The sequence below is a fragment of the Roseibium sp. MMSF_3544 genome, assembly GCF_030732845.1.
Taxonomy (GTDB): domain Bacteria; phylum Pseudomonadota; class Alphaproteobacteria; order Rhizobiales; family Stappiaceae; genus Roseibium.
Genome location: NZ_JASHKA010000025.1, coordinates 1 through 12,407, shown reverse-complemented (window position 1 = coordinate 12,407; position 12,407 = coordinate 1). Strand labels below are relative to the sequence as shown.

12 protein-coding genes are annotated in these 12,407 nt (G+C 57.7%); 6 read left to right on the top strand and 6 right to left on the bottom strand.

Going from position 1 to position 12,407, the window contains the following annotated elements; genetic code table 11:
- Positions 1 to 183 precede the first annotated feature (183 nt).
- Both RBB47_RS25695 and RBB47_RS25690 read left to right on the top strand, forming a co-directional pair.
- Positions 184 to 798: a sulfite oxidase heme-binding subunit YedZ gene (locus RBB47_RS25695; RefSeq protein WP_305988768.1), complete on the top strand. Its 615-nt coding sequence runs from the start codon at positions 184 to 186 to the stop codon at positions 796 to 798.
- 30 nt (positions 799 to 828) lie between these two features.
- On the top strand, positions 829 to 1,134 hold the full coding sequence (locus RBB47_RS25690) for a PepSY domain-containing protein (RefSeq protein ID WP_305988767.1): 306 nt from the start codon (positions 829 to 831) through the stop codon (positions 1,132 to 1,134).
- Between the two features lie 6 nt (positions 1,135 to 1,140).
- Here the strand turns inward: RBB47_RS25690 and RBB47_RS25685 are convergent, their stop codons facing one another.
- On the bottom strand, positions 1,141 to 2,349 hold the full coding sequence (locus tag RBB47_RS25685) for a VWA domain-containing protein (protein WP_305988766.1): 1,209 nt from the start codon (positions 2,347 to 2,349) through the stop codon (positions 1,141 to 1,143).
- A 158-nt stretch (positions 2,350 to 2,507) separates the two neighbouring features.
- A complete protein-coding gene (locus tag RBB47_RS25680; protein ID WP_305988765.1) occupies positions 2,508 to 3,446 on the bottom strand; it encodes a MoxR family ATPase in 939 nt (312 codons plus the stop codon).
- Positions 3,447 to 3,636: 190 nt separating this feature from the next.
- Here RBB47_RS25680 and RBB47_RS25675 point away from each other — a divergent pair, with 190 nt between their 5' ends.
- Positions 3,637 to 3,984 carry a c-type cytochrome gene (locus RBB47_RS25675; RefSeq protein ID WP_305988764.1) on the top strand — a complete coding sequence of 116 codons (348 nt, stop codon included), beginning with the start codon at positions 3,637 to 3,639 and terminating at the stop codon, positions 3,982 to 3,984.
- Between the two features lie 415 nt (positions 3,985 to 4,399).
- Positions 4,400 to 4,672 (top strand): usg protein, encoded by a 273-nt coding sequence (locus RBB47_RS25670; protein ID WP_305988763.1) that lies wholly within the window; start codon positions 4,400 to 4,402, stop codon positions 4,670 to 4,672.
- Between the two features lie 13 nt (positions 4,673 to 4,685).
- Here the strand turns inward: RBB47_RS25670 and RBB47_RS25665 are convergent, their stop codons facing one another.
- Together RBB47_RS25665 and RBB47_RS25660 are read right to left on the bottom strand one after the other, a co-directional pair.
- Entirely contained in the window at positions 4,686 to 5,486 is an 801-nt protein-coding gene (locus RBB47_RS25665; protein WP_305988762.1) for a tRNA1(Val) (adenine(37)-N6)-methyltransferase, read from the bottom strand.
- Positions 5,486 to 5,722, bottom strand: coding sequence for a DUF2007 domain-containing protein (locus tag RBB47_RS25660; RefSeq protein ID WP_305988761.1), 237 nt, complete (start codon positions 5,720 to 5,722; stop codon positions 5,486 to 5,488). Before RBB47_RS25660 ends, RBB47_RS25665 begins: the two co-directional genes overlap by 1 nt.
- A gap of 176 nt (positions 5,723 to 5,898) precedes the next feature.
- Between RBB47_RS25660 and RBB47_RS25655 the strand changes: the two genes are divergently transcribed.
- On the top strand, positions 5,899 to 6,915 hold the full coding sequence (locus RBB47_RS25655; protein WP_371932857.1) for a polyprenyl synthetase family protein: 1,017 nt from the start codon (positions 5,899 to 5,901) through the stop codon (positions 6,913 to 6,915).
- A 41-nt stretch (positions 6,916 to 6,956) separates the two neighbouring features.
- Here the strand turns inward: RBB47_RS25655 and RBB47_RS25650 are convergent, their stop codons facing one another.
- Both RBB47_RS25650 and RBB47_RS25645 read right to left on the bottom strand, forming a co-directional pair.
- On the bottom strand, positions 6,957 to 7,838 hold the full coding sequence (locus RBB47_RS25650) for a 4-(cytidine 5'-diphospho)-2-C-methyl-D-erythritol kinase (RefSeq protein ID WP_305988759.1): 882 nt from the start codon (positions 7,836 to 7,838) through the stop codon (positions 6,957 to 6,959).
- Positions 7,839 to 7,850: 12 nt separating this feature from the next.
- Positions 7,851 to 9,638: a tetratricopeptide repeat protein gene (locus RBB47_RS25645; protein ID WP_305988758.1), complete on the bottom strand. Its 1,788-nt coding sequence runs from the start codon at positions 9,636 to 9,638 to the stop codon at positions 7,851 to 7,853.
- Between the two features lie 274 nt (positions 9,639 to 9,912).
- Between RBB47_RS25645 and ppdK the strand changes: the two genes are divergently transcribed.
- Positions 9,913 to 12,407, top strand: a 2,495-nt coding sequence (gene ppdK / locus RBB47_RS25640) for a pyruvate, phosphate dikinase (protein WP_305988757.1), incomplete at its 3' end; no start/stop codon positions are given.

Here is a 12,407-nt window from a genome sequence, read left to right as displayed (position 1 = left end):
CCCAAGACAAGACCCTACCGGTTTCCAGTGCCCCAACACGGAACCGGTGGGGTTTTTTGTGTCTGGAGGCCTTGCCGTTACATCTTGCGACAAAGTCCCCCCTGTTCCGGCACAGCTTTGCGACAGAACCGCGTTATGGTCATCCCATTGTCGGGTTGCAAACGCAAATAGGTGGAGCGGGCAGTGCGTATCAGAAACATCCTGGATTCCAGAGCTTTTCTCTGGACCTTGCTTGCCTTGCCGTCTGTGCCGATGGTGCTGGCACTCGTGAATGGCGCAGCTGCAGAAGATGGCCGGCCGGTGACGGAGTTTTTGTTGCACCCGACTGGTGAGTTTGCCGCCCGGTTCATGATCATTTCCATGATCATCTCACCCTTCCGGATCATGTTTCCCAAGAACGGGTTTTGGATCTGGATGCTGCGGCGACGGCGGTATTTCGGTGTTGCTGCCTTCGCCTATGCGGCGTTTCACACCGTCCTCTATCTCATCGATATGGGATCGTTGCAGGCGGTGCTTGGTGAGTTTTGGGCATTTGGGATCTGGACCGGCTGGCTCGCGTTTTTCATCTTCCTGCCGATGGCGATCACCTCCAACGATGCGTCTGTCAGGTTGCTTGGCCGCCGCTGGAAGCCGTTGCAGCGAACGGTCTACCTGGCAGCCATCGCAACTCTTTTGCACTGGATGTTCGTCCACAACGAGTTCGGACCGGCGCTGGTCCATTTTGTTCCACTGGCCCTTTTGGAAGCTTACCGGATCCACAAGACGTTTTTGTCCGGTTCTACCCAAGCCGCTGCTTGATCAGTTTTTTCAACTCGAAAGGATCTTGTCATGAATTACACACTCCACACGGCAACATCACTGTTGAGCTGTTTCTTTGCTTTGCCTGCCTGCGCAACCGGAATGTTCGAATGCGAGGCAACAGAAAAATCTGCCTGGCTGACGGAGACCCAGGTCACGGAGAAACTGACCTCGGACGGCTGGCAAGTGCGAAGAATGAAGGAAGACGGCGGATGCTGGGAAGTCTATGGAACAACGCCGGAAGGTCAGCGCGTTGAAGTTTACGTCCACCCGGTATCCGGCGAGGTGCTGCTGATCAACCAGCGGGGGACAATCCTTTACCGCAAGGAAGGGTAATCGCGTTCAAAGCCAGTTTCTCGGATCGTTCGCTGTCGACTTGGTCTGCTTGCCGGCCAGCGCCGCGGCCAGGTCCGCGACGGCGTCCAGGGAATGCGCCGCGCGAAACTCGTCGACATGCGGCAGCATGGCACGGATCCCCTTTGCCTTGGCTTCAAAACCTTCGAACCGCAAAAGGGGATTCAGCCATATCAGGTGACGGCAGGAGCGGTGCAGCCGGTCCATTTCCCGTTCCAGATCCTCGTCCGTGTCTCTCTCAAGACCATCTGTAATCAGCAAAACTGTCGGTTGACCGGACAGCACCCTACGTGACCAGTGCATATTGAAGTTGCGCAGCGCCGTTGCGATCCGGGTCCCGCCTGACCAGTCCTCAACACCTGCGGAACAGGCTTCTAGGGCCTCATCCGGATCCTTCATTCGCAGTTGCCGGGTGACATTTGTCAGCCGCGTTCCGAACAGGAATGTGTGCACGTCGCGGCGCTCTGCCGTCGCACTGTGGAGAAAGTGGAGCAGGAGGCGCGAGTACTGGCTCATGGAGCCCGATATGTCGCACAACACCACAAGCGGCGGTCGTTTTTCAGCCGGCTTTCGGTATTTCAGGTCGATGATCTGGCCACCGGCGCGCATTGAAGCGCGCAGTGTCCGTCTTGGATCTATCCGCCCCCTTGGTGCAGAGGTGAGGCGCCGCAAACGGATCTTGTCCATTGGCAGCGCCATCGACCGAAGCGCCAGTTTCGCGGCGGCGACTTCTTCGGCCGTCATCTGGGCGAAGTCCTTCTTCTGCAAAAGCTCTCTGCCCGACACGGTGAATTTCGCGTCAACCTCGACTTCCGGAACAGTTTCCTCGGCGATCCTCTCTTTTGCCGCCTGAAAGGCCTGTGACACGCGGGTCTGGCCGGCCTTGGGCTTTTCCGGCGCACCGCGCGGTGGTGCGACGGGCGAGAGAATGGACAGCATCTTTTCAATCAGGCCGCGGCTTTGCCAATAAATGCGGAAGGCTTCGTCAAACAGCACCTTGTGTTCGTGCTTGCGCACAAAAACAGCGTGCAGCGTCCAGTAAAGATCGTCCCGGTTTTCTATCCCTGAGACTTCGACTGCACTCACCGCGTCAACAACAGAGGCCGGTCCTACGGGAACGCCCGCTTTTCGCAACGTGCGGGCAAAATAGACGATGTTGTCGGTAATGCGCGAACGCAGTTCAGGAGAGGCCTGCATGAGCACCTCCGGGTTGACGGCGCAAACGGCGGACCAAGCTCCTCCCTGGCCCTTCTCCACAAAGGGGCAGGGAATACTCTGCCGCGCCATCGGAATTCCTATCCTCCTTGCGGGCAGGCGCTAAGGGCGGGGGTATTTGGATGGTAATGATTTCCAATTCAAACCGCCGGCATCGGTTGTTGCCGCGAAGCGTCCTTGCGGATCTCGTCAATCATGTGGCGCAGTTTCGAACCGCGTACACGTTCGATGTCGTCCTGGTACTTCAGCAGGACTCCCAGCGTGTCGGAAGCCAAATCCGGATCGAGTGCGATTTCATTGAGCTCCGAAAGGGCGGTCGCCCAATCCAGCGTTTCGGCAACGCCGGGCTGTTTGAAAAGATCTTCGTCTGCACGCAGCTTCTGAACAAAGGCGACAACCTCCAGCGCCAGACGTTCCGCCGCGCCCGGAACTTTCCGGCGCACAATCTCCAGCTCCCGTTCCGCGTCCGGATAGTCAACCCAGTGATAGAGGCAGCGGCGTTTCAGCGCGTCATGAATTTCACGGGTGCGGTTGGTCGTGATGATAACGATGGGAGGTTCTTCCGCCTTGACTGTGCCGAGCTCGGGGATCGTAACCTGGCTGTCGGCAAGCACCTCAAGAAGAAAGGCTTCGAAGGCTTCGTCTGCCCGGTCCAGCTCGTCGATCAGAAACACCGGTGGGCCGCCAAGCGCAGGTTCGAGCGCCTGTAGGACAGGGCGTTTGATCAGAAAGCGTTCATCGAAGATCGACTTCGACAATTCCTGATGGTCGGTATCGCCACTTGCCTCCGCTACCCGGATTTCCACCATCTGTGCCTGGTAGTTCCATTCATAGACCGCAGACGCGACGTCCAGACCCTCGTAGCATTGCAGCCGGATCAGATCGCGGCCGAGCGTCGTCGACAAGACCTTGGCAATCTCCGTTTTGCCGACACCAGCTTCACCTTCCAGAAAAAGGGGCCGTTTCAGTTTGAGGGCAAGATGAAGGACGGTCGCCAGAGATCTGTCCGCGACATATCCGGCCTGATCCATCAGATGAAGCGTATCGTCAATGGACGCGGGAACGGGTGTCGGGCTCATGGATCCTCCGGTTTGTCTGGTTATTCGCTCTTATTATAGGGGCGATCGCGGACAGGTCAGCCCGGACCAAAGTAGGCCGGTCGGAACGAAGAACAACCATTGCGACCTCTGTATCAGGGTATGACCTAATGGGCATGGGCACGAGAACAATCTATAAAACGGACAGGCGATTCAAGGGAGAGAGGGTCTCGTGGTGAACTGCAATCCAATCTGGGTGTCCGTGGTTTTCTTTGCAATGGGTGGCAGCGCCCTTGGGTCCGACGGGTCCTATCCCTCCGATCCCGTAAGCCTGGCAACCGGACAGGAATTGGCAGAAATTCACTGCGCGACGTGTCATGCGGTCGGAACCGACGATACCAGTGCGCAGCCTGGTGCGCCGGCCTTTCGAGATTTGTCAAAACTCTACCCTCTTGAAAGTCTTGAGGAACCCTTGGCCGAAGGGATCGTCACCGCGCATGAAAACATGCCCGAAATCGCATTTGAGCCAAACGATATCGACGCCTTCTTGGGGTATCTGAGCTCCATCCAGACCCGCTAGGGTACGGACTCATAAATGAAGTCAATTTGGTTTGGATCGTTTTGACCAGCTGCAAGGAGCGAAAGCGCAGGAAATGTGGTTCATTTTCAAGCCTTTCGCGACGCAGCAGATGGCCAAAACGGCCAAATCCGAAGGACGGCAAAATGACCTTACCTCGCAGCGTCACCGTGCTTGACCGGGCACAAAGCCCGCTCTTCGCACGCTTCCTTGCGTGATTTCGCCATTTATGCCGCCAAATCGGCTTCATTTATGGGTCCGTACCCTAGAGTTCTGCCGTGCGACAAGATGCGGATTGTTAGCAGACATGGGATCCTGCTGCTAAAGTGCTGTTTATAAACAGATATTCGCAAAAAGTTGGATTTGGTTTACTGACTTTCCGTGACACTCTTTTCTTGGCAACAAAGAAAGGATTGGCATGACACCCAGCTCAGACTTTGAAAAACGCTTTCTTGGATATGGTCTGCTGACTGCCGAGATTCTCTACAGACTGCCCGACCATCCCAAATTCCTGCAGAGTTTTCTCTGGCAAACCGAAGATCGGGCGCCACAATTTCCAGAGCTGACAAGATTTCTGGAATTCTGGGAGAGGGAAATCGAAGGGCGCATACACTCGGTGCGCGTTGCTCATCAGGGCCTGATCGAGCCGGTCGACTTCCGCTTTGCGGATGGAGAAATACGGGTTCACTAGAGGACTAAGCGGATCAACGGGGAACCAACCCCAATCCCATTCCGTCGCGCATGATGCCTTGTGACTGGCTGGTGAAGTCCGAGCCATCGCCTTCGTGCAGGACGAATCCCGGCATCAGCCGCAGGGGAGCCTTGCTGGCCCGGATTGCACGGATCAGCACTCGTGTCGCCGGCGCATCTGGTCTCGGCCGAAGCGGTATCACGTCAATTGAGCCAAAACGGCCGCGCAAAACATTGAGCAGATCCTGCAGGCCGTCAGCGCGATAAATCACGGTCAGGCTGCCGCCTTCTTTCACAATATCGGTGGCGGTTTTCGCCCATGGCTCCAGTCCGCGTTCATCAAGCATGTGCGCTTCCGCGCGTGCCGAATTGGGGGAGGCGCGAAAGCGATCCACTTCGTAGTAGGGCGGGTTCATGATCACATGATCGGCGATCGAGGGTGTGAGACCGGCCGCATGCCGCAAACTGCCCTTGGCAGTGATATCGGCTTCCAGCAGCTTGACCCTGCCAGCGAAATGCGCGTTTTCGCGGTCTTGGAGAGCCCGGCCAGCGAGTGACAATACGGTCGCGTCAATCTCAACCAGCGTGACTTGAATAGCGCTCAGTCGGGCGGCAGCACAAAACCCGGCCGTACCGACACCGGCGCCGAGGTCGACGACATGTCCAATCGTTTCGTCAGGCAAAGCCGCCGCGAGATAGACCGCATCCAGACCCGCGCGATGCCGCCCCCTTTTGGGCTGGTAGACATAGACCTGGCCGCCCAGAAACGCGTCATGAGTGATGTCCTGAGACGCATCGCCCTTTGAGCCGACCATCAGGACTCGTTTCTGTCAGGCCGCAACTCGTGCTCAAGTCCTGCGTCCCGGACGAGGCTGCGTGCTTTTTGGATCTGATCGGCATCTACCAGGATACGCCGCGGGATCATGGCCAGAGATCCCTCCATGATGCTCATATTGCCATCTGCGACAAAATGCTTGATGCCTGCCTCCCCAAGAATTGATTCCAGAAAGGAAATCAGGACCGGATCATTCGTTCTGACGAGTTCTTCCATAAGTTATCCGAGCTTAACGCCTTCTTCGACGGCGCTTACAACAAACGCCACATTTCTTTGGTGTACAGCAAAACCAGCTGTTTGTGGCATTTCAACAGTTTGTCAATGGATTGGCGTCTTGCCCCGGGAGCGTTCGCGCCATATTGTCCGCACAAATATTCAGGGGAGTGCCGTAAGTGGCCGTTGTCGCAACATATTCTGACACTCAATCGCGTCGTCCGAGCATACAGTCACTTGTTGACCTTGTGTCCCCGGGCATGGCCGACGTGAATGAACTGATCCTGTCCAAGGCGGGATCCAATGTGGAGCTGATCCCTGAGATCGCAAAACACCTGATCTCTTCCGGCGGCAAACGGCTGCGCCCGATGCTGACACTCGCCCTTGCCGATATCTTCAACTATCAGGGCACCGGCCACGTGACGCTGGCAGCAAGCGTGGAATTCATGCACACAGCCACGTTGCTGCATGATGACGTTGTCGACGAGAGCGACATGCGCCGGGGCAAGCTTGCAGCGCGAAAGCTGTGGGGCAACCAGGCGAGCGTGCTCGTCGGCGACTATCTGCTGGGCCAAGCGTTCAAGATGATGGTCGATGTCGGGTCGCTGGAAGCGCTCCGGATCCTGTCCACGGCGTCCGCGGTGATTGCAGAAGGTGAGGTGCTTCAGCTGGGCGCCGCCAAGAACATTGCGACCACCGAGGCGGACTACTTGCGTGTGATCGAAGCGAAGACTGCGGCCCTGTTCGCTGCAGCGGCAGAAGTCGGGCCGGTTATTGCCGGGCAGGGCGCTGATATGAAACAGGCGGCGCGTACCTATGGCATGGAGCTTGGCTACGCCTTCCAGCTTGTCGACGATGCGCTCGATTATGGCGGATCTTCAGCCGATCTCGGAAAAGACATTGGCGATGATTTCCGGGAAGGCAAAATTACGCTGCCAGTGGTCCTCGCGGTATCGCGCGGCACGGACGCAGATCGTGCATTCTGGAAACGTTGCCTTGAAGGTGATGACATCGAAGACGGTGACCTGGAGCAGGCGATCGAATTGCTCAAGAAATATGATGCGCTGAGTGAAACCGTCGCCCGTGCAAGGGACTACGGCGACAAGGCGTTGAAGGCGCTGGAGGTATTGCCCGCCGGCAGCCACAATGACGCGTTGGGAGATGCGGTCGCGTTCTGCATCTCACGCGTTAGCTAGAGCCTCCCGATTGATAGGGCGGCCTTGCTGGCCGCCCAGGATCAAGACAAGAGGCCGGACGCAATCCACCAAGCCGGGAAATGCTCTCTCAGCGAACGTTCGATATCCAACGCGTCACCTGTCTCGCAGAGCCCGAACACTGTCGCACCGGATCCTGACATTCTGGCAAGAGCGATCCTGTGATCGGATTCAAGCGCCGCGATGATTTCGCCAATTTCGGAACAGAGCTTTATCGCCGGTGCCTGCAGATCGTTGCGGCAAGTTGCGATATATCGAACCAGTGCGTCCAGTGTCTCAAAGGCATCCGGGAACTCGGGCAGGACAGGATTGTCCCGCCTTGTCAGAGACTTGAAGACTTCGGGCGTTGAAACGCCGATCCTCGGATTGACCAGCACGATGCCGCATTTGGGGAGTTGCGGGCCCGGGTAAATCTCGTCGCCGATGCCACACATGCGTTGCGGTTCGGCGCGAAGGCAAACGGGGACGTCGGCTCCAAGCGAGAGTGCGAGCGTGTTGAGGGTTTCCTCAGTCAGCGACGTTCCGGTGTAGTCTTGCAACAGGCGCAGCGTGGTTGCCGCATCGCTCGAGCCGCCTCCAATGCCGGAGGCAACCGGCAGGCGTTTGCTGAGAGTGAGACGTATTTCCGGGCTCGGTAGACCCGCAGCATCTATAAACGAATTGACCGCCTTCAGGATGAGGTTTGCCTCCGGCGGGCCCTCGAGATCTCTTGCAAACGGGCCTTCCAGCCGGATTTCGAGTTTTTCAGCCGGTTCCAGAGCGAGCCGGTCGCCGATCTGCGGAAAGGCGACTAGAGAATCGAGAAGATGGTAGCCATCCGCGCGCTGTCCGGTGATGTGAAGCGCCAGATTGACCTTGGCCCGGGCCAGTTCGGCCCGGAGCTCCGTCGTAACGTTTCGAACCATTGCCCAGTCCGGTCAGCCGCCGTTCTTGTCGCTCTCGGCATTGGCGGCATCGGTCTTGGGAGCGTCCTGCAATCCGTTGGCGATCTTGTCGAGGATCTTGGGAAGTTCCTTTTCATCAGGGCCGAGATCGCGCGCATGATTCCACTGGAAACGGGCTTCATTGCGGCGGCCGACCATCCAGTAGGCATCACCGAGATGATCGTTGATGACCGGATCGGCAGGGCGAAGTTCTATGGCGCGTTCCAGCTCTCTGACGGCTTCTTCGTACCGGCCGAGGCGGAAATAGACCCAGCCGAGACTGTCGACGATGTATCCGTCCGTCGGACGCATCTCGACAGCGGTCTTGATCATTTCAAGCGCTTCGTCGAGCTTGAGGCCCTGATCGACCAGAGAGTAGCCGAGATAATTGAGGACAAGCGGCTGGTTTTCGTTCAATTCCAGCGCTTTGCGGAAGTCGGTTTCCGCCAGATCCCATTTGTCGAGCCGTTCCCGGCTGATGCCGCGGAAGTAGAGGAGCAGCCAATGCTGGCGCTCAAGTTCGGTGATCGTGTCGATCCCTTGCGAATAAATGACCTCGGCTTCGTCATAGATCTCATGCGAACGAAGGATGTTTCCGAGCGCGATTACAGCTTCCAGGTCCGCGGGGTCTGCTGCAATCAGTGCTTCAAGATGCTCTCGGGCCTCGTCGATTTGGTCCAGTGCGTTGAAATTCAATCCAACCTGGATTTCGGCCTCGCGTTTGAGGACGCTGTCTTCCGGAACGCGCATGAAAGCGTCGATAGCCCGGTCCGGCTGGTCCATCCGCTCAAAAACACTTCCAAGAGCGATTGCGGCGAATTCTGCCTTTGGGTCCAGATGCAACGCCAGCTGTAGATAGGATGTCGACAATTCCTCGCCGCCGTCGCGTCCGATCACGGCACCCAGTCCGTAAAGGATCTCTGCCATGCCCTGCGCGGGGTCCGTGACCATCGGCGGGATGACATCGCCGCTTTCCAGAAGCTCTCTTGTCTGCAGGATCTTCGGGTGACCACGAAACTGTTCATCATACTGGTCGAGGACGCGGATTGCGTCCTGCTGACGGCCATTGGCGGCAAGAATTCTGGAGTACGCATCGACGACACGAAGTGCCGCCTGGTCGAGGGCGTAGGCGCCTTCGATCGTTTCCAAAGCTTCTTCGTTCCGACCAGCGGCAAACTGCAGATGGGCCTTGTGGGTCGCTTTGAAGACTTCGAACCAGTCCGGGCCGTTCAGCCTGTCAATTGCTTCAAGGGCCTCGTCAACCTTTCCGCTGCCGTATAGTGCCCAGGCACGCGAGATTCCGATGGACAGTTGGGCAAGCGGGCCGTTTCGACCCTTGGCCAAGGCCTGGTCGGCATCAGTGTAGCTTCCATCAACGATCATTTGACCGCCGAGCGCGAGTTGGGCGAGGAAATTCTCCAATCCGGCCTTTTCGAGTTCACCGGCATAATGAACAGCCTGGTCAACATCTCCATTGGCGAGTTTCAGAAGAAAGGTACGCTCCAGCAGCATCGTGTTCGTCGGATCGGCTGCGAGCGTTTCCTCATAAAAGGCGGCTGCGTGACCGTAGTCCTTCTGAAAGCCCGCCAGACGGCCCGACAGATAGCTCCCAGACAAGGTGAATGGCAGGTTTGACGGTGTACCGAAAGATTGCGCTGTCGCGTCGGTTTCGGCAACCGCGGCAGTCGGGACAAGGGCGATGGCACTGACCAGCGCAAGAACCTTCAACTTTGAAAACCTGCGGTCCATCCGGGAAACGGCGCTGGTTAGGTGTGTCATCATTCCTCGCACTAATCGGTCGATGGGCAAATCAGTTCGTTGCTTATTGTTCTTGAGAATGGCGTCTTTAAGGCCCTGCGGCAAGGCGATGGCAAAACTTTCTGAGGGTTTAAATCCTTTTGATTTTGCCCGTTGCGGGAAATCTTGCGCGTTATTCGTATTCAAAACGGCTTTCTGCCAAAAAGGGCTTGAAGACATTCGTCTGCCGTAGCAGGAATGTGCAGTGCAAAATTTATGGAGGCGAAAAGCCTTCCGCGCCTGGCGAGGAGAGTAAAAAATGGCCAAATGGGTCTACAGTTTCGGCAACGGTGCTGCAGAAGGTGCAGCCGAGATGCGCAACTTACTCGGAGGAAAAGGCGCCAACCTTGCGGAAATGAGCAGCCTGGGTCTTCCTGTCCCGCCAGGGTTCACGATCACCACCGAAGTCTGCACCTGGTATTACGAGCACGACAAATCCTATCCGGATGCGCTTGAAGCTGAAGTCCTTGAAGCTCTTGAGAAAATTCGTGTGATCACCGGTCGTGCCTTCGGCGATGCGGAACGTCCGCTGCTCTTGTCCGTGCGCTCCGGCGCTCGAGTATCGATGCCGGGCATGATGGATACAGTGCTCAATCTCGGCCTCAACGACCAGACCGTTGAAGCGATTGCGACGGAAGCGGGTGATCGCAGGTTTGCCTATGACAGCTACCGCCGTTTCATCCAGATGTACTCGGACGTTGTCCTGGGCCTCGATCACCACGAATTCGAGGAAATACTCGAGGATCACAAGGAACGGAACGACCTGACGCTCGACACCGACATAGACGCGGATGGCTGGCTGGAAATCATCGGCAAGTTCAAGGCGTTGGTCGAGGAGGAGATGGAAAAGCCGTTCCCTCAGGATCCCCGTGAGCAACTCTGGGGCGCAGTCGGGGCGGTGTTCAGTTCCTGGATGGTCCCCCGCGCGGTGACATACCGGCGTCTGCACGACATCCCAACGAGCTGGGGAACGGCGGTCAACGTCCAGGCGATGGTTTTCGGCAATATGGGCGAAAGCTCAGCGACAGGCGTTGCCTTCACCCGCAATCCATCCACGGGCGAAAACGCCCTTTACGGCGAGTTTCTGGTCAACGCACAGGGCGAGGATGTTGTGGCCGGCATCCGCACACCGCAGGACATCACGGAAAAGGCCCGCATCGAAGCCGGGTCCAGCAGCCCGTCGCTCGAAGCGCTGATGCCGGAGGCGTTCGCGGAATTCAAGGGCTACTGCGCCAAGCTGGAAGCGCATTACAAGAACATGCAGGACCTGGAGTTCACCATTGAAAAGGGCAAGCTCTGGATGCTTCAGACCCGATCCGGCAAAAGGACGGCGAAGGCTGCCCTGAAGATCGCGGTCGATATGGTTGAAGAGGGGCTTCTGAGCGAAGAAGAGGCGATCGGGCGGGTTGAGCCGGGCGCTCTGGATCAACTGCTCCATCCAACGATCGATCCGAATGCCGAACGAGACATCGTTACAACGGGCCTGCCTGCTTCACCGGGTGCTGCTTCTGGAGCGATCGTTTTCACGTCCGACGAGGCGGAGAAGGCGAAAGCCGAGGGGCGCAAAGTCATATTGGTGCGTGTCGAAACAAGTCCGGAAGACATTCATGGCATGCATGCCGCTGAAGGTATCCTGACCAGCCGCGGTGGCATGACCAGCCACGCGGCCGTGGTTGCACGCGGCATGGGCAAACCCTGCGTGGCAGGTGCCGGAATGCTTCGGATCGACTACAGGAACGGCGTGATCAATGCGGCGGGCCGCCAATTGAAAGAAGGGGACGTCATCACCATCGACGGCGCGACTGGACAGGTTCTGTCCGGTGAGGTGCAGATGCTGCAACCGACGCTTTCCGGGGATTTTGGCACCCTGATGGGATGGGCGGACAATGTCCGGCGCATGACTGTCAGGACAAATGCGGAAACGCCCCAGGACGCGAAAGTCGCCCGGGAATTCGGTGCCGAAGGCATCGGCCTTTGCCGCACCGAGCACATGTTCTTTGAAGGTGAGCGGATTGTGGCGGTTCGCGAAATGATCCTGGCAGAAACGGAAGAGGGCCGCAGAGCCGCACTTGCCAAACTGCTGCCCATGCAGCGCAAGGATTTCACCGATCTATTCGAAATCATGCATGGCTTGCCGGTCACCATTCGCCTGCTGGATCCGCCGCTGCATGAATTCCTGCCGAAGTCCGAAGACGAGCTTGCCGAAGTCGCAAAGGCAATGGGAGCTGATCCGGAGCGTCTGAGAGATCGCGCCCTGGCGCTGGAAGAATTCAACCCGATGCTTGGTCATCGCGGGTGCCGTTTGCTGGTGTCCTATCCAGAAATCGCGGAAATGCAGGCAAGGGCCATCTTCGAAGCGGCTGTTCAAGCTGCCCAGGATACCGGAGCGCCGGTGGTGCCGGAAATCATGGTGCCGCTGGTCGGTCTGAAAGGCGAACTGGATCTGGTCCGCCGGAGCATCGAGGCAATGGCGAAAGCCGTTGCCGAGGAGACCGGCACCGAACTGCACTACCAGATCGGAACCATGGTGGAATTGCCGCGTGCTGCCCTGAAGGCGGCAGAGATCGCCGAGTCGGCTGAATTCTTCTCCTTCGGCACAAACGATCTGACGCAGACGACATTCGGCATCTCGCGCGATGATGCGGCGTCGTTCCTGGGCACTTACCAGAGCCGCGGCATCCTGGAGCAGGACCCCTTTGTATCTCTCGATCCCGAGGGAGTCGGTGAGCTTATCCAGATCGGCGTCGAGCGTGG